The following is a 26,181-nucleotide window of genomic DNA, read 5'->3' as shown; positions in this document are numbered from 1 at the left end:
CCTTAACGGAATTTACTATGTTCAGCGGTAGCATAGTGGCACTGATTACGCCGATGACGGCGGCGGGCGAGGTCGATAACGACAGCCTGAAGCGACTGGTGGATTATCATGTGGCCAGCGGTACGGCGGCCATCGCCGCCATGGGCACCACCGGCGAGTCGCCGACCCTGAGTACCGACGAACACCTTGAGGTGGTGCGTCGGGTGATCGAATTTGCCAATGGCCGCATTCCGGTGATTGGCGGCTGTGGCTCCAACAATACCCGCCAGGCTATTCGGCTGAGCCAGGCCATGGCAGATATGGGCGTATCGGCAGGGCTGTCGGTGACGCCCTATTACAACAAACCGTCACAGGCCGGTTTGCTGGCGCATTACTCCGCCATTACCGAGGCCTGTGATTTGCCGCAGCTGCTTTACAATGTGCCCGGTCGTACCGGTTGCGATCTGTTGCCGGAAACGGCGGGACGACTGGCGGAACTGGGGCCGGTAATCGGCATCAAGGATGCCAGCGGACGTCTCGATCGGGTCAGCGAGCTCAAACATTGTTGTGGTGACGATTTTCTGTTGTTCAGCGGCGATGATCATCTGGCGCTGGATTTTGTTCGTCTGGGCGGTCATGGCGTGATTTCGGTCACCGCCAATGTGGCGGCGGCCGACATGGCTGCCCTGTTTAGGGCCGCGCTGGTCGGCGACTGGGCGCAGGCTGAAGTGATCAACCAACGTCTGTTGCCGCTGCATCAGCATTTGTTTTGTGATACCAATCCCATACCGGTGAAGTGGGCCTGTGCCGAACTCGGGCTCATCGACACCTCAATGCCGCGTTTGCCCTTGATCCCCCTGAATGCGTCGGGGAAGGAACAGGTAAGGGAAGCGTTACTTAAAGCGGAGTTAACAGGGCGTGGATAAAACGTTGAATTCAAAAAAAATAGTATTAAGCCTGCTGGCCATGAGTGTACTGGCCGGCTGCAGCAATCCCGAAACCCGAGCGCAGGCAAACCGGGGGTTTGACTACCAGGATGCCAAGCTCAGAACCACGCCCTTGCTGATCCCGGCCGGACTGGAAGCACCGGAATTCAACAGCGAATATGTGATTCCGGCTCCGACCCAGGGCGTTATTGGCGGCGTGACCGGCAAGGCGGTAGACGTGCGCCCGCCGACCCAGGTGCTGCCACTGGTACGTGGTACCGAAGCGATGGACAGCGACATCGGTAGTGGTCTCTGGTTTTATCAGCAACGGCTGGATCAGCCTCTGGAACAAGAGCTGAGCCAGGCGCTGGCCGCCTTCTTCAAGGGGCAGAAAGCCGAATTCAGCCAGACCGCTCAGGGCTGGCGCAGCGATGGTCGGGCCATCGGCAACGCACAGCAGCAATTCAGCTGGCAGCTGGTGCCGGATGCGGTGCGCCGCGCGGTGGCCGTGCAGGTGAGCGCCGAGGGGGCCGATGCCCAGCTGACGCAGGATCGGCAACGGGCGGAAGCGGCCATGCTGAATGCCTTCTCGCTGTCGTATCAGCGTGCGCTGACCAAGCAGCAGGATCTGCTGGATCGCAGCCCGATTCAGCTAACACTGGATCAAGCGGAAGGCCGCTTGCTGACCGATGAAGGCTACGACAGAAGCTGGAAACGACTGGTTACCCTGCTGCCCAAGCTTGGCTTCGATCTGACCAACCGCCAGCAGGCATTGGGCTATGTCGATGTGGAATTCGACGGCCTGAGCAAGGGCAAGTGGCGCGATCTGGGGCTGCCGGCACTGGATATTCCCGAGCAGCAATATCGTATTCAGCTCGGCGATCTGGGCGAGCAAAGCAGCATCACCCTGAGCGACAAGAACAAGACGCCGGTGTCTGCCGACATTCTGAGCCAGCTGGCGCGCACCCTGGGCGATGCCTTTCAGCGCACCGACCTGATCCGCTAAGCCCTGACCGGCTTTGCTCCAATATGACAGGCCCCGTATCGACGGGGCCTGTCATGTTTAACTAAATACCTCACTCCTCACCCCTCACCCCTCACCCCTCACGTTCCCTTAATGGGTATAATGCCGCCATGACCGACATCGAGCAGGGCTTTATCCTGACCCGGCACAGCCGTGATCGGGCCGGCAGCACCGAAATCATCTACTGGCTCTGTACCGGACAGGGGCCGGTGCGCTTGCTGCTGTCCGGCGAACGGCCGCTGTTGATGGTGCCGACCGAGCGGCGGGAGGCGGTGGCACAGAGTCTGGCGCAGGCCGGCATCGGCTATCAATGGGCCGAGCCCGGTTTGCAGACCCTGGAGTATCAACCGGTGGCGGTGCTCTATTTTGCCACCATGGCCGAACACAGGGCCGCCGCTGAGTGCTTGCGCCGTGACGGCATCGGCGTGTTTGAAGACGATCTGCGGCTGCACGAGCGTTTTCTGCTCAGCCGCTTCATCCGTGGCTCGGTCGACTTTATCGGGCAACCTCAAGCGGCCGTCGGTTATCGCCAGTTCAGCCGGGCCAGGCTCAAACCCGGCGACTGGAGCCCTCGCTTTCGAGTGTTGTCGCTCGACATCGAATGCTCGGGCCGGGGCGAGCTCTATTCCATCGGTCTCTACGGCGAGGGGCTGGCGCGAGTGTTGATGATAGGCAAACCCGAGCCCGCAGAGACCGATATGCAGTGGGTGGCGGACGAACCGGCGCTGTTGAAAGCCCTGGAGCAGGCGCTGAGCCGTCACGATCCGGATATTATCATCGGCTGGAATCTGGTCGGTTTTGACTTTAGATTGTTGCTGCAGCGGGCGGCGCTGCACGGGCTCAGGCTGCGCTTGGGGCGGGGTGGCGAGGCGGCGTTTCTGCGGGAGTCGAGCTATACCGGACAGGTGTTTCTGACCCTGCCGGGGCGGGTGGCGATAGACGGCATCGAGGCGCTCAAGACCGCCTGTTACCAGTTCGACAGCTTCAGCCTGGAGTCGGTGTCTCGCCAGTTGCTGGGACGGGGCAAACAGACCGAAGACGTGGAGCACCGGCTGGCGGCCATCACCCGGGACTTTCGCCACAACAAGCCGAAGCTTGCCGCCTACAACCTGGAAGACTGCCGCCTGGTGTGGGACATTTTCGAACACACCCGGTTGCTCGACTTTCTGCGGCTGCGCAGCCAGCTCACCGGGCTGGAGCTGGATCGGGTCGGCGGCTCGGCGGCGGCCTTTACTCAGGTCTATCTGCCGCACCTGCATCGGGCCGGCTTTGTGGCGCCCAATCTGCCCGCCGGTGGCGGCCTGGCCAGCCCCGGCGGTTATGTGATGGACTCCCGGCCCGGGCTCTACCGTCATGTGCTGGTACTGGACTTCAAGAGCCTGTATCCGGCCATTATTCGCACCTTCAGAATCGATCCGCTGGGGCTGGTACTGGGGCTGAAAGAAGACGACGCCATTCCCGGATTTCGCGGGGCGCGATTTTCCCGCCGGCGGCACTTTCTGCCGGCCATTATCGAGCGATTGTGGCAAGAGCGGGATCAGGCCAAGCGCGAGCGGGATGCACCGCGCTCCCAGGCGATCAAGATACTGATGAACTCCTTTTACGGCGTGCTGGGCTCCGGCGGTTGTCGCTTTTACGATACCCGGCTGGCGTCGTCCATTACCCTGCGCGGCCACGAGATCATGCAGCAGACCGCCCGCTGGATCGAAGCCGAGGGCCACGAGGTGATCTACGGCGATACCGACTCGGTGTTTGTACTGTTGACCGGCCATCACGATGAAGACACCGCCAGCGGGGAAGGCCAGCGGCTGGCGACCCTGATGACCGACCGGTGGCGGCAGCAACTGGCCACGGAGCTGCAGCTGGACAGCTGCCTCGAATTGCAGTTCGAACGCTATTTTGCCCGTTTTCTGATGCCGACCATTCGCGGCCAGGAGCAGGGCTCCAAGAAGCGTTATGCGGGCTTGAGCATCAAAAAGGGTGAAAGCGAGCTGGTGTTCAAGGGGCTGGAGACGGTGCGTTCCGACTGGACGCCGCTGGCGCAGCAGTTTCAGACCGAGCTGTACCGGCTGGTATTCGACGATCTGGATCCGAGCGATTTCATTCGCCAGACCCTGGCACAGACCCTGGCCGGAGAACGGGATGCCGAGCTGGTGTATCGCAAGCGCCTGCGTCGGCCATTGGCCCAGTATGTGAAGTCACAGCCACCCCAGGTGCGGGCGGCACGGCTGGCGGACGAGCACAATGCCCGGCGAGGCGTGCCGTTACGTTATCAGCAGAAGGGGGTGATCCGTTATCTGATCACGGTGAATGGCCCCGAGCCGCTGGAATACCGGACGTCGGCCATCGATTATCAGCATTACGTCGACCGCCAGCTCAAGCCGGTGGCCGACGCCATACTGCCTTTCGCAGGCCTGAGTTTCGATGCCTTGATTGGCCAGCAACTCGGGTTGTTTTGATTGGTTGTTGGCTAAACGTCAGCATGTAGGACAAAGGGCCCGCTCCGCCGACACGCTGTGAATACATCCATGTACGCTCTCTGTTTCATCCCTGAAACAGAAGGTCGGCTGAGCAGATCCCTTTATCCTCCTTGATGCTGCAGAGTCACCTGTTGGCACCGTCTTCGGGCAACTCGGTGTTCAAGTAGAGGTAACAGAGAACGGCTCCCACGACCGTGACATGCCAGGGATGGCATGTCCGAGCTTACATGGGGCGAGCTCGTCTCGCCGAGACGAATTGTTTCTGACTGACCGAACATCCAGTGAATGTTTGCAGCAGGCAGAAACAATGAGTGTCATTTTCCGTAGCGTGTCGTGGGAGGCGGCTGTGTTGCCTCTGGTCTGGGGCCTCAATATGACCAAATCATTACTGGGATTGATATTACCTGATAGCCCGTTGGTCGATTGAAATCGATCCTACATGACAGGCGAACATATTAATCCTTGCTCGTGTCGTCTTCTTTCTTCTTGTTTTCATCATTCGGGTGGTAGCTGCCGGGGGGCACACCCCAGTCGTCTTTCTTGCTTTCTTCGGTGTCCCAGTCTTTCAGGTTCATCTTGTCGCGGTTTTTCTTGACCGACTTTTCAATCTGCTTGGTGTCCTTGAGCGCGCCGACAAAAAGGCCGACGACAAACAATAACGGCAGGGCAATCCAGAGCCAGGTGCTCATGGCTTAATCCTCGGTAGTGGTGATGTAACGGGCGAAAATCTCGTTCAGTTGTTTAAGGATATGCTTTTTTCCCGCCACTGGCTGCAGCCGCAAGGCCTCGGCCACCAATGAGGGGGTCAGCTGGCTGGCGCAGCCTTCGGCCAGCGGGCGGTAGCTGAGGTGCCAGGGCTCCATGGCCACGCCGCCGCGGTTCTGGGCAAAGGGCCGGTAAAAGCCGAAGCGGCCCATGTTGGCGGCCAGCCACTGGCTGAGCGGATAAAAATACCCGTCCGGCTCATACTCCCAGGGCTCAAGCTGCAGCTTTTTATCCGCGGGCAGCAGAGTCGGGTCGTAAATATCCAGATCCGTGCCCCAGTGATGACGGCTGGTGCCGGGCAGGGCGCTCCAGTGCAGAATGGCGAGTATACGCTCGGGCTCGCTCAAAGCCAGCGCATTCAGCGGTTGGCTGTCGGCATCCAGCAGCGGTCGCTTGCCCTCGAACTTGCCGTTCCAGATGGCCAGCTGGCGCTCGAAGCTGCGAAAGCTCGAGGCCGGCATCAGCTGAAAACCGGCCTCGGTCGCCGCCGCCTGCATGGCCATAAAGGCGTCTCTGGCTTCAGCCTGCAGCCGGTGGCCCGGCTCGTTCAGCGCCACCAGATGAGCGTCGTTCAGCCCCAGCAGGCAGAGCGGGTTCATGCCAGCAGACGGTCCAGAATGCCTTCGTACATGTCGGTAAGCAGTTCCAGATCGGCAATTTTCACACATTCGTTGAGCTTGTGAATGGTGGCATTGACCGGGCCGAGTTCCACTACCTGGGCGCCGGTCTGGGCGATGAAGCGACCGTCGGAGGTGCCGCCGGTGGTGAGCAGGGCCGGCTCCTGATGCTTGACCGCCTTGATGGCCTCCACGGTGGCCTGCACCAGATTCCCCTTGTCGGTGAGGAAGGGCTTGCCGTTGAGCAGCCAGTCGATGTGGTAGTCCAGGCCGTGGGCGTCGAGCAGGCTGTGCACCCGGGCCTTGATGGTGTCTTCGTTCAGCTCGGTGCTGAAGCGGAAGTTGAACTGTACCTTGAACTCGCCCGGAATCACGTTGGAGGCCCCGGTGCCGGCCTGCACGTTGGCAATCTGGAAGCTGGTGGGCGGGAAATAGTCGTTGCCGTGATCCCATACCGTATTGGCCAGCTCGGTCAGGGCCGGGGCCGCCTTGTGCACCGGGTTGTCGGCCAGATGCGGATAAGCCACATGGCCCTGGGTACCCTTGACCACCAGATCACCGGTAAGGGAGCCACGACGGCCGTTCTTGACCACGTCACCCACCTCATGGGTGGAGGAGGGCTCGCCCACCAGACACCAGGTGATTTTTTCGTTGCGGGCTTCCAGGGTGTCGATGACCCGGGTAGTGCCGTTGATGAAGGGGCCTTCCTCATCGCTGGTGATCAGAAAGGCGATGGAGCCCTGGTGATCCGGGTTCGCGGCAACAAAGCGTTCGGTGGCGACGATCATGGCCGCCAGCGACCCTTTCATGTCGGCGGCGCCCCGGCCGTGCAGGTAACCGTCGATGTCGGTGGCTTCAAATGGCGGTGTGTGCCACTGATCCAGCGGGCCGGGCGGCACCACATCGGTATGACCGGCGAAACAGAACAGCGGCCCTTCGCTGCCCCGGCGGGCCCACAGATTGGTGGTGTCTTCAAACACCATGGTTTCCAGTTCAAAGCCCAGCGCCTTGAGGCGGGCGCCCATCAGCTCCTGGCAGCCTTCGTCTTCGGGGGTGACGGAGGGGCGGTTAATCAGGTCCCGGGTCAGGGCCAGCACGGCAGAGTCAGTCATTCTAATCCTTGATTACTTATCGGTTACTTATTGAAGAGGCGGGAATACAGTTCGGGTTTGAAGCCCAGGTGCAGCTCGTCGTCCAGCACCAGCAGCGGTCGTTTGATCATCGCCGGCTGCGCCTGTAGCAGGGCGGCGGCGGTGTCCGGGCCCAGGCTGGCCTTGTCGGCGTCCGACAGGGCGCGATAGGTGGTGCCTCTTTTGTTGAGCACCTGCTCCCAGCCGAGTTGTTCCAGCCAGTGTTGCAGCTCGGCCGGGTCCAGACCGTCGGCTCTGTGATCGACGAAGCGATATTCGATGCCGTGTTGATCCAGCCACTTGCGGGCCTTCTTGACGGTGTCACAGTTTTTGATGCCGTAGAGTTTGATGGTCATGATGAAGTCCTGTTGGGGCATGGGCGGAATTTTGTCACTTAAGCCCGCGCCCTGCAACACGCCACCGGGAAAGAACAAAACTTCAACCGGCTCAATGATTTTTAACCATCGGCAATATAAACTGGCGCCCGGTGCGAGCTTTGGGTACTGTTTGCGTTTTTTGCCATTTCTGTCGTCGTGATGCCGCTGCCGTGCTCGCGCGACCATCGGCGTTACCATCGGCCAGAGCGGCATGGAACGCGTTATTCTGCTTGTTTGCCGTTTAATCATTAAACAAAGAAAAGGGGAAGGGGTTGGAACTCAAGGAATACTGGAGTGATAACTATCACTCTCGGGATTTTAAGCTCATCCGCATCGGTGTGGTTGCCGTTCGCTTTCGCTGGTTGGTGACCCTGCTTATTATCGGCATTGCCGGCTGGATTGCCGTCGACTGGTGGGTACTGGATCCGGCTCATTTCAAGCTGCTGTGGAAGGTGCGATTGATCACCAGCGTGATGCTTACCCCGCTGCTGCCGCTCAGTTACCTGTGCAAGCTCAATCGTCGCTGGATGGTGTTGTCGCTCTTTGCGCTGTTGGGCATTCTGCTGCTGTTCAATCTGGTCAGCCTGTGGAGCTTTCGTGACGGGGTGCCCATTCCGGTCGGCTACATCGCCTTCCCCTATTTTCTGCTGGCCTTGCTGGCGGTGCTGCCGCTGCCGGTCCGCTCCGGCCTGCGCGCGGCGGTGGTGGTGATAGTGGCGATACTGGCCACCGATTACTGGCTTGACTCCCGCACCCTGGACAATGGCGAGCTGATCGACCGGGTCTGGCTGTTGCTGTGTTTCAGCCTGTCGATGATCTGGGTGCAGGCCGGGCAGTTGCGCATGTTGCTGGATTTGTACCGGGAGTCGACCCGGGATCCGCTGACCCGGCTGATGAACCGCCGCCTGTTTATGCGTCAACTCGAGGATACCCGTCGGCACAGTCGTCGCGAACAACCCTATACCCTGATCCTGTTCGATCTCGACAAATTCAAACGCATCAATGATGAACATGGTCACCTGATGGGGGACGAGGTGCTGGTCAGCGTGTCCACCACCATCATGGATATCTTCGGTAAGGACGCGACGGTCGCTCGCTATGGCGGTGAGGAGTTCATAGTACTGCTGCCCGAGACCGAGCTGGAGCAGGGTATACGACAGGCCGAAACCCTGCGGCTGGCGGTGGAGTCCCAGCCGGTGGAAAATCCGCTGGACGAGAGTGAAGTCATGGTGACCCTGAGTGCCGGTGTGGTGGCAGGGCACAAGGACAGTGATCTCGAGGCGCTGCTGAATCAGGCCGATGAAGCGCTGTATGAAGCCAAAAGCCAGGGTCGCAATTGCGTGGTGGCACATCGGTAGTCTATTGGCCGTATAAGCACGCGCCGATGGTGGTTTGGGAAGGGGGCTTGGCTTATACTGGCCGGCGAGCCCCCTATTATTCAAATCATAACTTTCCCTTCGGGATTTATAACTAAGCGAGATGTCTTATGCCCCAAGAGCATCATGAAAAACGTGCCCTTTATGTACCCTATGCAGGCCCGGCCCTGCTGGAAACCCCGCTGTTGAACAAAGGCGGCGCCTTCTCCAGGGAAGAGCGAATTTCGTTCAATCTGGAAGGGCTGTTGCCCCACAATATCGAGACCATCGAAGAGCAGGCGTCGCGGGCATATAAACAGTACACCTCCTTTCAGAACGATCTCGACAAGCATATTTATCTGCGCAACATTCAAGACACCAACGAGACCCTGTTCTACCGTTTGGTGCACGACCACCTGAGCAAGATGATGCCCATCATCTACACCCCGACCGTGGGCAAGGCGTGTGAAGAGTTTTCCAATATCTATCGTCGCGCCCGGGGGCTGTTCATTTCCTACCCGGACCGGGATCGTATCGACGACATACTTCAGAATGCCACCAAGCAGAACGTCAAGGTCATCGTGGTGACCGACGGCGAACGTATTCTGGGGCTGGGCGATCAGGGCATCGGCGGCATGGGCATTCCCATCGGCAAGCTGTCCCTGTACACCGCCTGTGGCGGTATCTCTCCGGCTTATACCCTGCCGGTGGTACTGGATGCGGGCACCAATAATCCGCAACTGCTGAAAGATCCCATGTACATGGGCTGGCGCAACCCGCGGGTGACCGGCGAAGAATACGAGCAGTTCGTGGATGCCTTTATCGAGGCGGTCAAGCGCCGCTGGCCCAAGGTGTTGCTGCAGTTTGAAGACTTCGCCCAGAAAAATGCCATGCCGGTACTCAACCGTTACAAGGACGAGCTGTGCTGCTTCAACGATGACATTCAGGGCACCGCCGCCGTTACCCTGGGCTCCCTGATTGCCGCCTGTCAGGCCAGCGGCAGCAAGCTGTCCGAGAAAAAAGTGGCCTTCCTCGGCTCCGGCTCGGCCGGTTGCGGTATTGCCGAGCAAATCGTGGCGCAGATGAAGGCCGAAGGCCTGAGCGATGCCAAGGCGCGCGAGCGGGTGTTCATGGTGGACCGCTTCGGTCTGATCACCGACAACATGCCCAACCTGGTCGACTTTCAGCGTCCGCTGGCCCAGTCGCTGGAAAACCTGCAGGACTGGACCGTGGCCGGCGATAACATCTCGCTGCTGGAAGTGATGCAGAACGGCAAGCCCGATATTCTGATCGGGGTATCCGGCCAGCCGGGTCTGTTCACCAAGGAAGTGATTCAGACCATGCACGCCCACTGCGAGCGACCCATCGTATTCCCGCTGTCCAACCCCACCTCGCGGGTAGAAGCCACGCCGGAAGACATCATCAACTGGACCGACGGCAAGGCACTGGTTGCCACCGGCAGCCCCTTCGCCCCGGTGGAGCACAAGGGCAAGCTGTACGAGATTGCCCAGTGCAACAACTCCTACATCTTCCCCGGTATCGGCCTGGGCGTACTGGCCTGTGGCGCCAAGCGGGTGACCGACGCCATGCTGATGTCGTCCAGCCGTGCCCTGGCGGCCTGCTCGCCGCTGGCCATTGATGGCGAAGGCGCCTTGCTGCCGCCGCTGGAAGACATCCAGCAGGTGAGCCGCCAGATCGCCAAGATGGTGGCCAAAACCGCCCAGTTGCAGGGCCAGGCGTTGCAGATTTCCGACGCCGCGCTGGATGAAGCGATTGAAGCCAACTTCTGGCAGCCGGAATACCGCAAATACCGTCGCGTCTCGTTCTAATGTGAGCGACAGTCACGGGTAAAAAAAGGCATGCTGCGGCATGCCTTTTTCATGGCGTGGCAGATAACGACATTTTGTGCGGCCGTTTTCATTGAAAAGCTCGAGTTCGGCCCCATATTGCTTAACCTGAGTCGTAGCGACGCTCGACGCTGCCGGGATGCCCCGTTATAATGCCGCGTCTAATTTGCCGAGAAGACATTTGTCTTCACCAGGATTCAAGGAAGCAGCCCAGGCTGTTTTAAATCAATCACAGGGTCAGCACCACGGTGCTGAAGAAAATTGAGGTAGAAGAATGCAAGTTTCTGTAGAAACGACTCAAGGCCTGGAGCGCCGCCTGACCATTACCGTACCTGCCGACAAGGTAGAAGGCGAAGTAAACAGCCGCCTGCGTCAACTGGCCAAGACCCGCCGCATCGACGGTTTCCGTCCCGGCAAGGCGCCGCTGACCGTTATCAAGAAAATGTTCGGCTCTTCCGTTGAAGCCGACGTGGCCGGCGACCTGATGCAGCGTAACTTCTTCGAAGCGGTGATCAGCGAGAAACTGAACCCGGCCGGCATGCCGACCATGGAGCCTTCCGCGCTGAAAGCCGGTGAAGACTTCACCTTTACCGCGACGTTCGAAGTGTATCCGGAAGTGGAAGTAAAGGGTCTGGACGCCGTCAGCGTTGAAAAGCCCCAGGCTGAAGTGAACGATGCCGATCTGGACAAGATGATCGACACCCTGCGCAAGCAGCACGCCGACTGGGTTGCCGTTGAGCGCGAAGCCACCACCGACGACCGCGTGACCATGAACTTCGTGGGCTCGGTTGACGGCGAAGAATTCGAAGGCGGCGCCGCCGAAGACTTCGTCCTGGTACTGGGCTCCGGCCGCATGATCCCGGGCTTCGAAGAAGGCCTGATGGGCAAGAAAGTCGGTGACGACTTCACCCTGGAAGTGACCTTCCCCGAGGAATATCACGCCGAAAACCTGAAAGGCAAGCCGGCCCAGTTCGCCGTTGCCGTGACCAAGGTTGAAGCCCAGCAGCTGCCCGAGCTGACCGAAGAATTCGTACAGCGTTTCGGCATCGCCGACGGCAACGTTGACGGTCTGAAGGCCGAAGTACGCAAGAACATGGAACGCGAACTGGCTCAGGCCCTGAAAGCGTCCGTGAAAGAGCAGGTTATCGACGGTCTGCTGGAGCAGAACCCGGTTGACGTACCCAAGTCGCTGATCGACAACGAAATCGAAACCCTGCGCAAGCAGGCGCTGCAGCGTTTCGGTGGCATGGATCCCAACAATGCCCCGCAACTGCCGGCCGAACTGTTCCAGGAACAGGCCGAGCGTCGCGTACGCGTGGGTCTGCTGCTGGGTGAAGTGATCAAAGCCAACGAGATCAAGGCCGACGACGCCAAGGTGCAGGAAATCATCGCCTCCATGTCTGCTGCCTACGAAGATCCGTCCGAAGTGGTTGCCTACTACAACGAAAACCCGGAACTGCTGGAAAACGTACGTAATCTGGCCATCGAAGATCAGGCTATCGAGTTCGTGCTGAGCCAGGCCAAGGTGTCTGACAAGCAGGTCAACTTCGATGACGTGATGAACAAGCCGGGCGCTGGCGCTTAAGAACCATTTGACTTAAGCATCAAGCTCTTGCGTATAATGGCCCCAGTGTGAGTGCACTTGGGCCATTTTATTTTGGGGACAATATCTTATGACAAATAATCATAATTCGATGATGGACGGGCCCCTGGCTGCCCTTATCCCCATGGTGGTAGAGCAGACCGCCAAGGGTGAGCGTTCCTACGATATTTATTCTCGCCTGTTGAAAGAGCGGGTCATTTTTCTGACCGGTCAGGTTGAAGACCACATGGCCAACCTGATCTGCGCCCAGCTGCTGTTTCTGGAGTCGGAAAACCCGGAGAAGGATATCTATCTGTATATCAACTCTCCGGGCGGCTCGGTGACGGCCGGCATGTCGATTTACGACACCATGCAGTTTATCAAGCCGAACGTCAGCACGGTTTGCATGGGGCAAGCCGCTTCCATGGGGGCCTTCCTGTTGGCCGGCGGTGCCGCCGGCAAGCGCTTTGCACTGCCCAACAGCCGGGTGATGATTCATCAGCCGCTGGGTGGCTTTCAAGGTCAGGCGTCGGACATCCAGATCCACGCCAAGGAAATTCTGTATATCAAAGAAAAGCTCAATCGTTTGCTGGCCGAACATACCGGCCAGGAGCTGTCGATTATCGAGCGCGATACCGACCGTGACAACTTCATGTCCGCCGAACAGGCCAAAGAATATGGTCTGGTCGACGAGGTGCTGTTCAAGCGCGATTGAGCAAAGCGGGGTGGGGTGCTGTACACTCTTTGAACAAGAGGCAAGTAGGCACTCCTCAGCCTGTACGCATACGAGGTGACTGAATGACAGACAAACGCAAGGGCGAAGGGGATGGCGGCAAGTTGCTGTACTGTTCTTTTTGCGGTAAAAGCCAACACGAAGTACGCAAGCTCATTGCCGGCCCTTCCGTCTACATTTGTGACGAATGTGTCGAGCTGTGCGAAGACATCATTCGGGAAGAGATCAAGGATATTTCGCCGAAGCGGGAAGGCGATGCCTTGCCGACGCCGCACGAAATCCGTGCCAACCTGGATGACTATGTCATTGGTCAGGATCATGCCAAGAAAGTGCTGGCCGTGGCGGTGTACAACCACTACAAGCGACTGCACAACGCGGGTGCGACCGAAGGCGTTGAACTGGGCAAGTCCAATATTCTGCTGATCGGCCCGACTGGTTGCGGCAAGACATTGCTGGCCGAAACGCTGGCGCGCTTGCTGGATGTGCCTTTCACCATGGCGGATGCCACCACCCTGACCGAAGCCGGTTACGTGGGGGAAGATGTCGAGAACATCATCCAGAAGCTGCTGCAAAAGTGCGACTACGATGTGGAAAAAGCCCAGCGTGGCATCGTCTATATCGATGAAATCGACAAGATTTCCCGCAAGTCCGACAATCCCTCCATCACCCGTGACGTATCGGGCGAAGGGGTGCAGCAGGCCCTGCTGAAGCTGATTGAAGGTACGGTGGCATCGGTACCGCCCCAGGGCGGTCGCAAGCACCCGCAGCAGGAGTTTCTGCAGGTCGACACCTCCAAGATCCTCTTTATCTGCGGCGGCGCCTTTGCCGGCCTGGACAAGGTGATTGAGCAGCGCATGGACAAGGGCACCGGCATCGGTTTTGGTGCCGAAGTGAAAGCCAAGGACGATCGTTCTTCCCTGAGTGAGATTTTCACCCGGGTCGAGCCCGAGGACCTGGTCAAATATGGCCTGATCCCCGAGTTTATCGGTCGTCTGCCGGTGGTCGCCACCCTGACCGAACTGGATGAAGCTGCACTGGTGCAGATCCTGTCCGAGCCCAAGAACGCACTGACCAAGCAGTATGGTGCCCTGTTCGCACTGGAAGACGTGGAGCTGGAATTCCGTGACGATGCCTTGCGGGCGATCGCCCACAAGGCGATGGAACGTAAAACCGGCGCTCGTGGTCTGCGCTCCATCGTGGAAGCGGTGTTGCTCGATACCATGTACGATCTGCCGACCCAGAACGAGGTCACCAAGGTGGTGGTCGATGAAACCGTGATCAAGGGTGAGTCTGCGCCTCTGCTTATTTACGAGAAAGGCGAAACCCAGGCGGCGTCCGGCGACTGAGATTGGCGATGAGCCATCGAAGGGAGGTCATGACGGCTCCCTTTGCCAAGGTGCGTTATTTTTGACCGAATCAAAGGGGCTTTATGCCCCTTTTTCTGTTTTTGCGTGCCTGGTGATTGAATCTGATGATCTCGCCCCCATATACTGCCCAAGCGCTAATAATTGCATCAAGCCGAGAGGACACTATGACCCTAGAGCGTTCCGAACGCATCGAAACCCCTGTTCTGCCTCTCCGTGACGTGGTGGTATACCCTCATATGGTTATTCCGCTGTTTGTGGGACGGGAAAAGTCCATCCGCTGTCTTGAGGCAGCGATGGAGCAGGACAAGAAGGTACTGCTGATCGCACAGAAAGAAGCAGCCACCGACGATCCACTGGCCGATGACCTTTATCAGGTCGGTACCATCGCCAACATACTGCAACTGCTGAAACTGCCTGACGGCACCGTCAAGGTGCTGGTGGAAGGCGGTCAGCGTGCCCGCATGGAGGACTTGCGCGAGCAGGACGGTTACTTCGTCGCCGATGCCCAGTATCTGGAGACCGCGGCGCTCGAAGAGCGCGAGCAGGAAGTTCTGGTTCGCTCGGCCATTACCCAGTTTGAAAGCTACATCAAACTCAACAAGAAAATTCCGCCCGAAGTACTGACCTCGTTGTCGGCCATCGAAGACGCGGCACGGCTGGCCGATACCATGGCCGCCCACATGCCGCTGAAGCTGGAAGACAAGCAGAAGGTGCTGGAAATTGCCGAGGTCGGCGAGCGACTCGAATACCTGATGGCGATGATGGAGTCGGAGATCGATGTGCTGCAGGTGGAGCGCCGTATTCGCGCCCGCGTCAAGAAGCAGATGGAAAAGAGCCAGCGCGAGTACTATCTCAACGAGCAGATGAAGGCGATTCAGAAAGAGCTGGGCGAGATGGACGACGTGCCCGACGAGTTCGAGGCGCTGCAGCAGAAGGTTGAAGACGCCGGCATGACCGAGGAGGCGCGGCAGAAAACCGACGCCGAGCTGGCCAAGCTGAAGATGATGTCGCCGATGTCGGCGGAAGCCACGGTGGTGCGTGGCTACATCGACTGGATGGTCGCGGTGCCCTGGAAGAAAAAGTCCAAGGTGAAGAAGGATCTGGCCAAGGCGGAAGAGACCCTGGATGCGGATCACTATGGCCTGGAAAAGGTCAAGGAACGCATTATCGAGTATCTGGCGGTACAGAGCCGCACCAGCAAGCTCAAAGGGCCCATTCTGTGTCTGGTGGGGCCGCCCGGCGTGGGTAAAACCTCGCTTGGCCAGTCCATCGCCAAGGCAACCGGCCGTAAATACGTGCGCATGGCGCTTGGCGGCGTGCGGGACGAGGCGGAAATTCGCGGCCATCGCCGTACCTATATCGGCTCCATGCCGGGCAAGCTGATTCAGAAAATGGCCAAGGTCGGGGTGCGCAACCCGCTGTTCCTGCTCGATGAAATCGACAAAATGTCGTCCGACATGCGTGGCGATCCGGCCTCGGCGCTGCTGGAAGTGCTGGATCCGGAGCAGAACCACAGCTTCAACGATCATTATCTGGAAGTGGATTATGACCTGTCGGACGTGATGTTCGTGGCTACCTCCAACTCCATGCACATTCCGGGGCCGCTGCTGGACCGGATGGAAGTGATTCGGCTGTCCGGTTATACCGAAGACGAAAAGCTCAACATCGCCAAGAACCACCTGCTGTCCAAGCAAATCAGCCGCAACGGGCTGAAGGAAAGCGAAATCGTGGTGGAAGACTCGGCGATTATCGGCATTATCCGCTATTACACCCGGGAAGCCGGGGTGCGTAGCCTGGAGCGCGATATCTCCAAGTTGTGCCGCAAGGCGGTGAAGGAAATTCTGCTCAATAAAGACGTCAAGCAGGTCGTTATCAATCAGGACAACTTGAAAAACTACCTGGGTGTGCGTCGCTTCGATTACGGCAAGGCCGAAGAGCACAACCAGATAGGTCAGGTGACCGGCCTGGCGTGGACCGAAGTGGGCGGTGAGCTGCTGACCATCGAAGTGGCCAACGTGCCCGGCAAGGGCAAGCTGTCCTATACCGGCTCCCTCGGCGACGTCATGAAAGAGTCGGTGCAGGCGGCGATGACGGTGGTACGCTCTCGTGCCGACAAGTGGCGTATCAACAACGACTTCTATGAGAAGCGCGATATTCATGTGCACGTGCCGGAAGGGGCGACCCCGAAAGACGGCCCCAGTGCGGGGGTAGCCATGTGTACGGCGCTGGTGTCCAGCCTCACCGGTAATCCGGTGCGCGCCGATGTGGCCATGACCGGCGAGATCACCCTGCGCGGCGAAGTGCTGCCCATCGGTGGCCTCAAGGAAAAGCTGCTGGCTGCGCGCCGTGGCGGTATCAAGCGGGTGCTGATCCCGAAGGAAAACGAGCGCGATCTGGAAGAAATTCCCGACAACATCAAGCAGCATCTGTCCATCCATCCGGTGCGCTGGATAGAGGAAGTGCTGGAATTGGCGCTGGAACAGCCTCCGGAAGGCTTTTCTGTGGCCTCTGCCTGAGCTTTTTCGCCGTAACTCACGGTTTCAGGCTTGTCAGCGGCCCTGACTCGCAGTAGCCTTGGATGAAATTATGTGGCCGGCCACCGACATGGACGATGCCGGTGGCCGGAAACGCAGCGCTTGATAAGCTCATGAGCGCTGTCATCCATCAATAACAATATCGAAGTTAAGCTTGTGTCGGCTGCTCAATGGCAGCCGGCCAACGTAAAAACGACAAGGGGAATGACTGTGAATAAATCTCAACTGATCGACAAGATTGCCGACGGCGCCGACATCACCAAGGCCTCTGCCGGCCGTGCGCTGGACGCCTTTGTTGAGGCGGTGACCGAGTCACTGCAAGAAGGCGATCAGGTGTCTCTGGTTGGGTTTGGTACCTTTGCCGTGCGTGAACGTGCTGCCCGTACCGGCCGTAACCCGCAAACCGGCGCTGCCATCGAAATCGCCGCCGCCAAGACGCCGGCTTTCAAGGCGGGTAAAGCGCTGAAAGACGCGGTTAATTAAGCGACGCCTTTACTGGACTTTTGGGTCCGAAAGGTCATGGCTCGAAAGGCGCATCAAAGGGTGCGCTTTTTTTTCGGGTAAGACGGCACCTCCGTCTATCGGGAGTAACGACAGCTTATGTTTTTTGACAAATTAAGAGCGGGTGCCCAGGGCACCGTCTCCAAAGTCATTCTGATATTGATTATTTTATCTTTTGCGCTGGCCGGGGTAGGCAGTTATGTCACTCAGCCTACGGCGGAAGTGGCCGCCGTGGTCAACGGCGATGAGATTGGCGCTCAGGCACTGGAAAATGCCTATCGCAACGAGCGGACCCGGCTGGAAAACCAGCTTGGTCCCCAGTTCAGCCAACTGCTGGGCGACCCCCAGTATGTGGCGCAGATCCGCCGTTCGGTACTGGAGCAAATGGTGGAACAGCGTTTGATTGACCAGAAGGTGCAGGAGCTGGGTCTGTACGCCAGCGACGACCAGGTCCGCAACGCCATTCGTGCTCTGCCGGAGTTTCAGCAGGACGGCCGTTTCGATAACGAACGCTACCAGCAACTGCTGGCCCGCAGCGGCATGAGTGCCGAACAGCTGCGTGACAGCGTGCGGCAGGATCTGAGCCGCCAGCTGTTGTTGAATGCGCTGGTTGGCTCGGGTTTTACTCTGGAAGCCGAAGCCGGCTGGCTGGACCGGTTAAGCCGTCAGCAGCGGGATGCCGAACTGGTACGTTTGCCGCTGGCCGACTTCAGTGCCCGGGTCGAGCTGACCGATGACGAGGTGAAAGCCTACTATCAGCAACAACCGCAGCAGTTCCAACGGCCCGAGCAGGTGAAAGTGAATTACCTGTTACTGGATGCCAATGCGGTTGATGCCTCCGATATCGACGAGCAGACCATCGAAGCCGAATACCAGGCCAACCTGAGCAACTACAGCCAGCCCGAGCAGCGCAAAGTAGCCCACATCATGATCAACAAAGGTGATGATGCCGAGCAGACCATCACGGCCATCGGCGAGCGTCTTGCCGCCGGTGAGTCCTTTGCCGAACTGGCCCAGGCCGAGTCGGATGATGTCTTCTCCGGCGCCAAGGGCGGCGAGCTGGAATGGATGGAGCAGGGGACCCTGGATCCGGCGTTCGATCAGGCGGCTTTTGCCCTGACCGACATCGGTGACATTTCTCCGGTGGTCGAGAGCGAGTTTGGCCTGCATCTGATCACCCTGCTGGATAAACGCGAGAGCAAGACCAGGCCGCTGGCAGAGGTGCGCGATGCCATTGCCGAGCGCCTGGCCCAGGAGCAGGCCGCAAATGCCTTCTACGAGCAGGAGCAGCGTCTGGCCGAGCTGGCCTTCGAGTTTCCCGACTCGCTGGACATGGCGGCACAGGAACTGGACCTGAACGTGACCTCTACCGACTACTTCTCTGCCGTGGATGCGCCGACCGACCTCAAGGACGCCAAGGTGCTGACTCAGGCTTTCTCCGCCGAACTGCGTGAACAGGGCATGAACTCCGAGCTGATAGAGCTGGGCAGCAACAAGGCGCTGGTGATTCACGTGACCGACTATCGCCCGGCGGCGGTACGCGACTTTGACGAGGTGCAGGAACTGGCGCGGGAGCAGGCGGTGGCCGCCAAGGCCATTGAGCTGACCGAGCAGGCGGCGGTTGAACTGCAGCAGGCCTGGGCGGCCGGCGGGCAGCAGGCCTGGCTGGAACAGCATGGCCTGACCGTGATCGAGCTTGAGGATGTGACCCGCGAAAGCGAGCAGGATCCGGCGGTGCTGGACGCCCTGTTTGCCATGCCGGCCCCGACAGACCAGCCCAGCCTGCATGGGGTAGCGCTGGCCGGTGGCGACCAGGTGGTGCTCAAGCTGAATGCGGTCAGTACTCCGGAAGCGCCCTCCGAGTTGCTGGCACAAATTCGCCAGGGGCAGAGCGGCCTGCAGGGGCAGCGTGAATACTTGAGCCTGATTGGTGCGCTCAAGGCCTCGGCCGACATCGAGTATCGTCAGCCCACATTGCAGAATGACAACTTCTGATAATGCTTAATAAAAAAGGCGCTTCGGCGCCTTTTTTTTCGTTCACCGCGGCCGCTGTATTACACCTCTTTATTGCCAATATCTATTTGATTTGATAATAAAGATGGCAGATACATACGATGGCGAATGTTTTATTTTCGTTGGCATCTTCGCTATGATGCCAAGCTTGGGTGAAAGTGTTATATGATAAGCATGTTAACGCAGTCGGAGAGTATCTTTTGATTAACGTATTCCTGGTTGATGACCATGAGTTAGTGCGCACAGGGATCCGACGCATATTAGAAGACGTCAAGGGAATGAAGGTGCTGGGTGAAGCCAAAAGCGGCGAAGAGGCCGTGCAATGGTGTAGAGAGCAGCATCCGGACGTCGTATTGATGGACATGAACATGCCGGGTATCGGTGGCCTGGAAGCCACCCGCAAGATTTTGCGTTTCAACCCGGATATAAAAATCATCGTCCTGACCATTCACACCGAAAACCCGTTTCCTACCAAGGTCATGCAGGCGGGAGCCAGCGGTTATCTGACCAAGGGGGCCGGGCCGGAAGAAATGATCAACGCCATACGCCTGGTGCACAGTGGCCAGCGTTATATTTCGCCGGAAATTGCCCAGCGCATGGCGCTGAGTCAGTTTTCCAACGAAGAAAACCCGTTCAAGCAGTTATCCGAACGAGAGCTGCAGATCATGTTGATGATTACTCGGGGCCAGCGGGTTACCGATATATCCGAGCAGCTTAATCTGAGCCCTAAAACGGTTAACAGTTACCGTTATCGCTTGTTCAGCAAACTGGATATCAACGGTGACGTAGAGTTGACCCATCTGGCAATCCGTTACGGCATGCTGGACGCAGAAAAGATTTAATGGCGTATGAGCCAGCCCTTTGATGCCAAGGCCTTTCTCAAGGCGGTCACGGATCACCCCGGCGTTTATCTGATGTTTGATGAAGCCGGGGTGATTATTTATGTCGGCAAAGCCAAAAACCTGAAAAAACGGTTGTCTTCCTATTTCCGCACCAACGTCAGCGGCGAGAAGACCCGCTCCCTGGTGCGCCAGATTTGTGATGTGCAGGTGACGGTGACCCACACCGAAACCGAAGCGCTGATCCTCGAGCACAACCTGATCAAGCAGCATCTGCCCCGTTACAACGTGCTGCTGCGCGACGACAAATCCTACCCCTACATCATCATTACCGATCATCGCCATCCGCGTATCGGTCTGCATCGGGGGGCCCGCAAGAAAAAGGGCGAATATTTCGGGCCCTATCCCAACGGGGCGGCGGTGCGTGAAAGCCTGCACCTGATGCAAAAGCTGTTTCCGGTGCGCCAGTGTGAAGACAGCGTCTATGCCAACCGCTCTCGCCCCTGCCTCATGTACCAGCTCAAGCGCTGTGCCGGCCCCTGTGTCAGCGGCCTGGTCAGCGACGAGGAATACAGGCATCAGCTGCAACTGGCGCGTCTGTTTCTGCAGGGCAAGAACCAGCAGGTGCTGACCAATCTGGCCGACAGCATGGAGCAGGCGAGTACAGAGCTGCGCTTTGAAGAGGCGGCCCGGTTTCGGGATCAGCTACAGGCGCTGCGCCGAGTGCAGGAGCAGCAGTTTGTCAGCGGTAATGTACTGGACGATCTCGACGTGATCGGGCTGGCGGTATCCCGCAGTCAGGCCTGTGTACAGGTGCTGTTTATTCGCCAGGGCAAGGTGCTGGGCAGCCGCAGCTATTTTCCCAAGATGCCGCCGGACACCGACGCCGAAGAAATACTGCAGAGCTTTGTGCTGCAGTTTTATCTGGCCGGCATTGGTGGCCGAGAAGCGCCCGCCGAAATTCTGCTCGACCACAGCCTGCCGGATGAAGATGTGCTGAGCGAGACCCTGAGCCAGCATTATGGCCGCCGTATCAAGTTGCGCAGCCGTACCCGCTCCGAGCGGGCGCGTTTTATCAAGCTGGCCAGCACCAATGCAGAAACCGCCCTGGCCAGTCGGCTGGCGCACAAGAGCACTCAACGGCAACGGCTGCTGCAGCTGGAAGAAGCGCTGTCCTGCCCGCCGATTACTCGCATGGAATGTTTTGATATTTCCCACACCATGGGTGAGAAAACCGTCGCCTCCTGCGTGGTGTTCAATCAGGAAGGGCCGCAGAAAAGCGAGTATCGCCGTTTCAACATCAACGGCATTACTCCCGGCGACGACTATGCCGCCATGGAGCAGGCCCTGAGCCGACGCTTTCATCAGGCCGATATCGACAAGTTACCCGATATCCTGTTTATCGACGGCGGCCTGGGGCAACTGGCCAAAGCCGAAGAGGTCATCGCCCGTGAGCTGGCCGACAGCCCGCGTCAGCCGTTGCTGATAGGGGTGGCCAAGGGCGTCACCCGAAAGGCCGGGCTGGAGACATTGGTGATGGGCGGCAGCCATGAAGAGCGGCACTTGCCGGCAGACATGCCGGCGCTGCACCTTATTCAGCATATTCGCGATGAGTCACACCGGTTCGCCATTACCGGTCACCGGGCGCAGCGAGGCAAGGCGCGTACCACCAGCACCCTGGAGACCATTCCCGGCGTCGGCGCCAAGCGGCGACAGTCACTGCTGAAATATCTGGGCGGTATTCAGGAAGTAAAACGGGCCAGTGTGGATGAGCTGGCCAAGGTGCCGGGCATCAGCCAGGCACTGGCAGAAAAAATTCACGATGCGTTGCATCACTGACCCGCATCATGCACCATGTAGCGGCATGATCCACTGGCCTGAAAATAATGATAAATATACCTAATTCCCTGACTTTTTTCCGATTGCTGCTGATCCCGGTATTCATAGTGCTGTTTTATCTGCCGGTGGAAGGGGCTTACTTTTGGGCGGCGGCGATATTTACCTTTGCCGCCGTAACCGACTGGCTTGATGGTTTTCTGGCCCGCAAGCTGGAACAGAGTACCCCTTTTGGTGCCTTTCTCGATCCGGTGGCCGACAAGGTCATGGTGGCCGCCGCATTGGTGATTATCGTCGAAGATTACAGCAGCCCGCTGGTGACCATTCCGGCCATGATCATGATAGGGCGCGAGATCATCATTTCTGCCCTGCGCGAGTGGATGGCGGAAATTGGCCAGCGCTCCCAGGTAGCGGTGAGCTGGATTGGCAAATGGAAAACCACCATACAGATGCTGGCGCTGATAGGCCTTATCTGGCAGCAGAGCCTGTACATGATTTGGGGCAGCTATGCGCTCTTGTATGTTGCCACCGGCCTGACCCTGTATTCGGCGTACGATTATCTTAAAGCCGCCTGGGGCGACCTGACCCGCTCGGCCTGAAACAGCATTCGCTGCCCGAGCCTGAATGGGCGAGGGCAGCAGGATGAATAAGCAAAAGCTGCGGTAAAACAGGGTTCTGCGCATAAAAAATGTGCGAACGAAACAAAAAACACAGATTAAAGTTGACTGAGCGACGGCCATCATTAGAATGCAAAGTCATCTGAAAGACCTCTTTTATGGCGCGTTAGCAAAGCGGTTATGCAGCGGATTGCAAATCCGTTCAGTCCGGTTCGACTCCGGAACGCGCCTCCACTTCTTCTGCAAGAAGCATCTACTGCCCGGATGGTGAAATCGGTAGACACAAGGGATTTAAAATCCCTCGCTCGTAAGGGCGTGCCGGTTCAAGTCCGGCTCCGGGCACCATATTCAACAAAAAAGCCGTTCCAACAGCGAACGGCTTTTTTGTGGCCGACACTCTTGCTCGACATCCCAGAGTGGCCGGTCATACCAATCTGTCAAACTAACTGATCTGTTTAGCTGCCCTGTAAAGGTCGAACGAAAGGTCTACTCCACCGACACGCTGCAAGCACCTCCATGTGGCGCTCAGCACATGACGTCCTGTCATGTGATGGTCGGTAGAGTAGAACCCTTCATCCGCCCCTCTGCTGCGGCGTCGCCTGTGGGAGCGACCTGCAGACAACTCGGTGCTTAAGGAGAGGCAACAGAGATCGGCTCCCACGACCGTGAAATGCCATGGACGGCATTTCCCGAGCCCTCAGGGATGAGTTTATGGCGTGTCGTGGGAGGTGGCTCTGTTTCCTCGAGTATCCAGTTTAACCTAGATCATATTTTTATTTAGTTTGGTATCACAGCGCCAAGCGTTCGGGACGGTCATCATTCAGCTATAGAGCTGCATCTCCAGTACGCTGGTGATAGAACTGCCATTCCAGCAGTATTCAAAATGCTTGGCTTGGCAGAGTTCGCTGATAAGCCTTGGCTTGAAAAGCACAAAACAGTCATTCCCGGCATGCCTGACCGAGCGGTATTTTAATCCATCAGCACCATTACTACGATGCTCGTTCGCGAACGCCTGGCTGTGGCTGTAATCGGTTGGGTGGTAAAGGCTGGAAGACAAATGCTGCGTATCGGTAATGTCTATCAGGCCGGCATTGAACCGAGCGAAAAGAGATCGCATCTGAATGCGTTGAGCCGGCTCATTGGTATACCCATACAACCGTTCTTGATGATACAAGGTCTCTTTAATCGCCGTATCGAGCGAGGGGGCACAGTAGTAGCCACCAAAGTCGCCCGTGGTAAACCGAGCGCCTTCCGGATTGATATGAGTGAACGCGGCCATGGCATAACTGGCATGAGGTATCCCAACCAGCCAATCCCCTTTGGGCACCAGATTAAGATCGCCGGCTTCTTCTTGTAGCCGTGGATTGGTCATGGCTTCAACCGCATACACGGCTTCCAGTTCGTCGACAGTAGCCACGTCTTCATAAAGGTCTATCGGCGGATACTTGCTGGGTATCAGCCGGTAGCATTCCTGTCCTTGAAGTTGTGCTACCTGAGGTTCTTCGCTCAAGCCATGCCTCCACGCCAGGCACTCAGTCTTTTAGACACTTCATACAGGTCGGCAACCCGGCCATGAGTCATCACCTCCATCGCGCTCTTGCCTGCAAAGAAGGGGTGCTGGTTGGGCTTGCGTACCCATCCGTAAACACTGTCTTCGGCAGTGAACAGGATACGCAGACTCTTATGGATGTTGAGGATGTAGCTCATACGCTCCAGTGTGTCCGGGCTTAGACGAATGCCGCCATGTTTTGCCTTGTATTTGTTCAATGTTGAACGGGAGTGAATGCCCAGTAGAGCCAGCTGCTCCTGGGTGGAACAGTGCCATTTGTCTAAAATCTTGAACACGACCGGAAGCGCCTTGCTCAGGTCTGGCCCTTGCTTTGATTGGGCTGGTAACACTTGTGACATCATACCACCCTCCTGTTATGTGTAACGCCCGAGGCGATAGCCTTGAGCGCTATAGTGTTAGTCAACTTAGGTCTACTTTAGTTTATTTGTACATAAATGAACAGTTTTGTTCCGGGTGACCAGTCACGCTCTTGGAATGCGATCTTCTTCTATTCGGCGCTGCACCGTGGCCTTGGTCATGCCCGAGAGTTCACAAAAGCGGTCGACACTGGCCACCGGTGTGTCGAAATGGATAGCTATTTGAGTCATACTTGGCACCTATTGTGTTTATATGCTCTTGAAACGACGTGAAGTTCAATTAATTTGTTCGTTACTGAGATTGTTATCAGATTATCTGGTGTGGTCATCAGGACCATTTAAAGCGAAATAGTTACCACAGAGGCGCTAAGCGTGATCCATGGCAAACTTTGAACCTACTAAAGAGACTGTTTCGGGTTCTGTTTCGTTCGATTTGCAGGGTTTTACGGAACGAATGGGGCAAATTCCGGGGGATGAGTCGGCTCGTTCGTTTGGATGGAGCTGTGGTTTATCTGATACGGCCATCAAAAAGTACCGTGCAGGCACTTCGACGCCCAATGTTGAACGGCTTATTGCACTGGCGTGGATGTGCGGCGTGCTGCTGGTCAAGCGCCTGCAGCCCGAACTGATGGGCGGCTTCTGCATCAAGAGCGACAACCCGGCCTACCGCGAGATCCACATATCGCCCAGCAATAAACCCGACGACATACGCATCATCGCCAAGTGGACAGGGAAAAAGATTTAACGGTGTGGCTACCTAATAAACTGCGATAAAGGCTAAAAGCCTGAAAATTATAAAAATAATATGAGCACGGAGTACACAATATGGAAGTTGCTGTATTTTTATACTGCAATACCAAAGGCATTGTAAAAACTTACGAAATCGAAGATCCCAGTCAAGATGAAGAGTACATCCAGGGTATTTGCTTACGCAGCGATGACTTGAAAACCTTTCGTAAAGACCGCGTCATAGATTACTTCGATAGCTTGAGTGAAGCCGATGAAGCGATGGCTGATCTCATTGAGAAAGGCGAAATCGTTCCTTATGTTCCCAAGCCTAGGCCTTGGGAAACCTTTGACGTGTGTTTCACTGGTTACACTCAAGCCGAAAAAGCTGAACTGTCTCAGAAAGCCGAAGCTGTCGGGCTCACTGTCCGTAAAGATGTGACCGTACACCTAAACCTACTTTGCTGCGGAAAACGAGCTGGCCCGAGTAAGATAAAAAAGTCACGAGAGAAGGGTATTCTAATCTTGGGTACCAACCCTTATCAATCCCCTCATATGAGCTAGAGCTGGCGCGGCCTCGCGGGCAGACTACCCATCTTTGAACCAAACTCGACGACACGGCAGCTCATGATCACCCGCGATACTATATCTGAACACCTCCACGACATCTTCGGCCAGGATATGCATGCCAAGCGGGTACTTTCATTGGCCAATGCCACTCAGGGCGTCATTGAATCCAGCTCGCTGGCCATTCATGCCATCGGCAATGGCCTCGCTCAGGCAAATGGTTTGGAGCGTAAATACGCCATTAAACAAGTGGATCGTTTGTTGAGTAACATCAAGCTGAATGTCTGGTCACTGTTCGATGACTGGGTGCCTTACGTGGTAGCTGAACGCAAGGAAATCGTGGTCTCGATGGACTGGACCGAATTCGATGCCGACGACCATAGCAGCATCGTGCTGAGCATGCAGACCAGTCATGGACGCAACACGCCGCTGCTGTGGAA

General features: G+C 57.4%; 23 protein-coding genes, 2 tRNA genes and 1 pseudogene. 19 read left to right on the top strand and 7 right to left on the bottom strand.

The window, feature by feature from the left end:
* Positions 1-17 precede the first annotated feature (17 nt).
* From dapA to Q0753_RS07685, 3 genes are all read left to right on the top strand, one after another.
* Positions 18-905, top strand: coding sequence for a 4-hydroxy-tetrahydrodipicolinate synthase (gene dapA / locus Q0753_RS07695; RefSeq protein ID WP_298719158.1), 888 nt, complete (start codon positions 18-20; stop codon positions 903-905).
* A 4-nt stretch (positions 906-909) separates the two neighbouring features.
* Positions 910-1,911 carry an outer membrane protein assembly factor BamC gene (gene bamC, locus Q0753_RS07690; protein ID WP_298719156.1) on the top strand — a complete coding sequence of 334 codons (1,002 nt, stop codon included), beginning with the start codon at positions 910-912 and terminating at the stop codon, positions 1,909-1,911.
* 128 nt (positions 1,912-2,039) lie between these two features.
* Positions 2,040-4,388, top strand: coding sequence for a DNA polymerase II (locus Q0753_RS07685; RefSeq protein WP_298719155.1), 2,349 nt, complete (start codon positions 2,040-2,042; stop codon positions 4,386-4,388).
* Positions 4,389-4,864: 476 nt separating this feature from the next.
* Here the strand turns inward: Q0753_RS07685 and Q0753_RS07680 are convergent, their stop codons facing one another.
* Genes Q0753_RS07680 through Q0753_RS07665 form a run of 4 tightly spaced genes read right to left on the bottom strand, consistent with a single transcriptional unit; the run spans position 4,865 to position 7,277 of the window.
* Positions 4,865-5,098 carry a hypothetical protein gene (locus Q0753_RS07680; protein ID WP_298719153.1) on the bottom strand — a complete coding sequence of 78 codons (234 nt, stop codon included), beginning with the start codon at positions 5,096-5,098 and terminating at the stop codon, positions 4,865-4,867.
* A 3-nt stretch (positions 5,099-5,101) separates the two neighbouring features.
* A complete protein-coding gene (locus Q0753_RS07675) occupies positions 5,102-5,773 on the bottom strand; it encodes a M15 family metallopeptidase (protein ID WP_298719151.1) in 672 nt (223 codons plus the stop codon).
* Positions 5,770-6,903: a succinyl-diaminopimelate desuccinylase gene (dapE, locus tag Q0753_RS07670; RefSeq protein WP_298719149.1), complete on the bottom strand. Its 1,134-nt coding sequence runs from the start codon at positions 6,901-6,903 to the stop codon at positions 5,770-5,772. Before dapE ends, Q0753_RS07675 begins: the two co-directional genes overlap by 4 nt.
* A gap of 23 nt (positions 6,904-6,926) precedes the next feature.
* Positions 6,927-7,277: an ArsC family reductase gene (locus Q0753_RS07665; RefSeq protein ID WP_298719147.1), complete on the bottom strand. Its 351-nt coding sequence runs from the start codon at positions 7,275-7,277 to the stop codon at positions 6,927-6,929.
* A 293-nt stretch (positions 7,278-7,570) separates the two neighbouring features.
* Here Q0753_RS07665 and Q0753_RS07660 point away from each other — a divergent pair, with 293 nt between their 5' ends.
* From Q0753_RS07660 to Q0753_RS07600, 13 genes are all read left to right on the top strand, one after another.
* A complete protein-coding gene (locus tag Q0753_RS07660) occupies positions 7,571-8,656 on the top strand; it encodes a GGDEF domain-containing protein (RefSeq protein WP_298719145.1) in 1,086 nt (361 codons plus the stop codon).
* A gap of 128 nt (positions 8,657-8,784) precedes the next feature.
* Positions 8,785-10,482 (top strand): NAD-dependent malic enzyme, encoded by a 1,698-nt coding sequence (locus tag Q0753_RS07655; protein ID WP_298719143.1) that lies wholly within the window; start codon positions 8,785-8,787, stop codon positions 10,480-10,482.
* A 292-nt stretch (positions 10,483-10,774) separates the two neighbouring features.
* Complete coding sequence (gene tig / locus Q0753_RS07650) at positions 10,775-12,085, top strand: trigger factor (protein WP_298719141.1); 1,311 nt, start codon at positions 10,775-10,777, stop codon at positions 12,083-12,085.
* 88 nt (positions 12,086-12,173) lie between these two features.
* Positions 12,174-12,797: an ATP-dependent Clp endopeptidase proteolytic subunit ClpP gene (clpP, locus tag Q0753_RS07645; RefSeq protein WP_298719140.1), complete on the top strand. Its 624-nt coding sequence runs from the start codon at positions 12,174-12,176 to the stop codon at positions 12,795-12,797.
* Positions 12,798-12,880: 83 nt separating this feature from the next.
* Entirely contained in the window at positions 12,881-14,161 is a 1,281-nt protein-coding gene (clpX, locus tag Q0753_RS07640; protein WP_298719138.1) for an ATP-dependent protease ATP-binding subunit ClpX, read from the top strand.
* 185 nt (positions 14,162-14,346) lie between these two features.
* Complete coding sequence (gene lon, locus Q0753_RS07635; protein WP_298719136.1) at positions 14,347-16,698, top strand: endopeptidase La; 2,352 nt, start codon at positions 14,347-14,349, stop codon at positions 16,696-16,698.
* A gap of 174 nt (positions 16,699-16,872) precedes the next feature.
* Positions 16,873-17,199 (top strand): nucleoid-associated protein HU-beta, encoded by a 327-nt coding sequence (gene hupB, locus Q0753_RS07630; RefSeq protein WP_298719134.1) that lies wholly within the window; start codon positions 16,873-16,875, stop codon positions 17,197-17,199.
* 117 nt (positions 17,200-17,316) lie between these two features.
* Positions 17,317-19,212, top strand: a complete 1,896-nt coding sequence (locus Q0753_RS07625; protein WP_298719132.1) for a SurA N-terminal domain-containing protein — start codon at positions 17,317-17,319, stop codon at positions 19,210-19,212.
* A gap of 218 nt (positions 19,213-19,430) precedes the next feature.
* Complete coding sequence (uvrY, locus tag Q0753_RS07620; protein ID WP_298719130.1) at positions 19,431-20,072, top strand: UvrY/SirA/GacA family response regulator transcription factor; 642 nt, start codon at positions 19,431-19,433, stop codon at positions 20,070-20,072.
* Between the two features lie 6 nt (positions 20,073-20,078).
* Complete coding sequence (gene uvrC / locus Q0753_RS07615; RefSeq protein WP_298719128.1) at positions 20,079-21,908, top strand: excinuclease ABC subunit UvrC; 1,830 nt, start codon at positions 20,079-20,081, stop codon at positions 21,906-21,908.
* 47 nt (positions 21,909-21,955) lie between these two features.
* Complete coding sequence (gene pgsA / locus Q0753_RS07610; protein ID WP_298719126.1) at positions 21,956-22,504, top strand: CDP-diacylglycerol--glycerol-3-phosphate 3-phosphatidyltransferase; 549 nt, start codon at positions 21,956-21,958, stop codon at positions 22,502-22,504.
* 178 nt (positions 22,505-22,682) lie between these two features.
* Positions 22,683-22,756: transfer RNA gene (locus Q0753_RS07605), tRNA-Cys, on the top strand.
* Between the two features lie 24 nt (positions 22,757-22,780).
* Positions 22,781-22,867 (top strand) — tRNA-Leu (locus tag Q0753_RS07600).
* Between the two features lie 475 nt (positions 22,868-23,342).
* Here the strand turns inward: Q0753_RS07600 and Q0753_RS07595 are convergent.
* The 3 genes from Q0753_RS07595 to Q0753_RS07585 form a co-directional block, all read right to left on the bottom strand.
* Positions 23,343-24,032, bottom strand: a complete 690-nt coding sequence (locus Q0753_RS07595) for an RES family NAD+ phosphorylase (RefSeq protein ID WP_298719124.1) — start codon at positions 24,030-24,032, stop codon at positions 23,343-23,345.
* Entirely contained in the window at positions 24,029-24,433 is a 405-nt protein-coding gene (locus Q0753_RS07590) for an antitoxin Xre-like helix-turn-helix domain-containing protein (protein ID WP_298719122.1), read from the bottom strand. The genes Q0753_RS07595 and Q0753_RS07590 overlap by 4 nt, the downstream gene beginning before the upstream one ends.
* Positions 24,434-24,553: 120 nt before the next feature.
* Entirely contained in the window at positions 24,554-24,679 is a 126-nt protein-coding gene (locus Q0753_RS07585; protein WP_298719120.1) for a hypothetical protein, read from the bottom strand.
* Positions 24,680-24,827: 148 nt separating this feature from the next.
* On the opposite strand from Q0753_RS07585, the gene Q0753_RS07580 reads away from it, so the two are divergent.
* From Q0753_RS07580 to Q0753_RS07570, 3 genes and pseudogenes are all read left to right on the top strand, one after another.
* Positions 24,828-25,193 carry a S24 family peptidase gene (locus Q0753_RS07580; protein WP_298719118.1) on the top strand — a complete coding sequence of 122 codons (366 nt, stop codon included), beginning with the start codon at positions 24,828-24,830 and terminating at the stop codon, positions 25,191-25,193.
* Between the two features lie 80 nt (positions 25,194-25,273).
* Positions 25,274-25,738, top strand: a complete 465-nt coding sequence (locus tag Q0753_RS07575; protein ID WP_298719116.1) for a BRCT domain-containing protein — start codon at positions 25,274-25,276, stop codon at positions 25,736-25,738.
* Positions 25,739-25,801: 63 nt separating this feature from the next.
* Positions 25,802-26,181 (top strand): annotated as a pseudogene (locus Q0753_RS07570) (IS4 family transposase); the annotation flags it as partial.

It is taken from the genome of uncultured Oceanisphaera sp., from assembly GCF_947495715.1.
GTDB classification, from domain to species: domain Bacteria; phylum Pseudomonadota; class Gammaproteobacteria; order Enterobacterales; family Aeromonadaceae; genus Oceanimonas; species Oceanimonas sediminis.
Note: the sequence above shows the minus strand (reverse complement) of the source record. Positions and strands in the feature narration are given on the sequence as shown.

What these genes read in the sequence shown, in the direction of transcription:
- dapA (WP_298719158.1), top strand. Translation starts at nt 18, where the DNA reads ATGTTCAGCGGTAGCATAGTGGCACTGATTACGCCGATGACGGCGGCG.
- Q0753_RS07685 (WP_298719155.1), top strand. Translation starts at nt 2,040, where the DNA reads ATGACCGACATCGAGCAGGGCTTTATCCTGACCCGGCACAGCCGTGAT.
- Q0753_RS07680 (WP_298719153.1), bottom strand. Translation starts at nt 5,098, where the DNA reads ATGAGCACCTGGCTCTGGATTGCCCTGCCGTTATTGTTTGTCGTCGGC.
- Q0753_RS07675 (WP_298719151.1), bottom strand. Translation starts at nt 5,773, where the DNA reads ATGAACCCGCTCTGCCTGCTGGGGCTGAACGACGCTCATCTGGTGGCG.
- dapE (WP_298719149.1), bottom strand. Translation starts at nt 6,903, where the DNA reads ATGACTGACTCTGCCGTGCTGGCCCTGACCCGGGACCTGATTAACCGC.
- Q0753_RS07665 (WP_298719147.1), bottom strand. Translation starts at nt 7,277, where the DNA reads ATGACCATCAAACTCTACGGCATCAAAAACTGTGACACCGTCAAGAAG.
- Q0753_RS07655 (WP_298719143.1), top strand. Translation starts at nt 8,785, where the DNA reads ATGCCCCAAGAGCATCATGAAAAACGTGCCCTTTATGTACCCTATGCA.
- tig (WP_298719141.1), top strand. Translation starts at nt 10,775, where the DNA reads ATGCAAGTTTCTGTAGAAACGACTCAAGGCCTGGAGCGCCGCCTGACC.
- clpP (WP_298719140.1), top strand. Translation starts at nt 12,174, where the DNA reads ATGACAAATAATCATAATTCGATGATGGACGGGCCCCTGGCTGCCCTT.
- clpX (WP_298719138.1), top strand. Translation starts at nt 12,881, where the DNA reads ATGACAGACAAACGCAAGGGCGAAGGGGATGGCGGCAAGTTGCTGTAC.
- lon (WP_298719136.1), top strand. Translation starts at nt 14,347, where the DNA reads ATGACCCTAGAGCGTTCCGAACGCATCGAAACCCCTGTTCTGCCTCTC.
- Q0753_RS07625 (WP_298719132.1), top strand. Translation starts at nt 17,317, where the DNA reads ATGTTTTTTGACAAATTAAGAGCGGGTGCCCAGGGCACCGTCTCCAAA.
- uvrC (WP_298719128.1), top strand. Translation starts at nt 20,079, where the DNA reads ATGAGCCAGCCCTTTGATGCCAAGGCCTTTCTCAAGGCGGTCACGGAT.
- pgsA (WP_298719126.1), top strand. Translation starts at nt 21,956, where the DNA reads ATGATAAATATACCTAATTCCCTGACTTTTTTCCGATTGCTGCTGATC.
- Q0753_RS07590 (WP_298719122.1), bottom strand. Translation starts at nt 24,433, where the DNA reads ATGATGTCACAAGTGTTACCAGCCCAATCAAAGCAAGGGCCAGACCTG.
- Q0753_RS07585 (WP_298719120.1), bottom strand. Translation starts at nt 24,679, where the DNA reads ATGACTCAAATAGCTATCCATTTCGACACACCGGTGGCCAGTGTCGAC.
- Q0753_RS07580 (WP_298719118.1), top strand. Translation starts at nt 24,828, where the DNA reads ATGGCAAACTTTGAACCTACTAAAGAGACTGTTTCGGGTTCTGTTTCG.
- Q0753_RS07575 (WP_298719116.1), top strand. Translation starts at nt 25,274, where the DNA reads ATGGAAGTTGCTGTATTTTTATACTGCAATACCAAAGGCATTGTAAAA.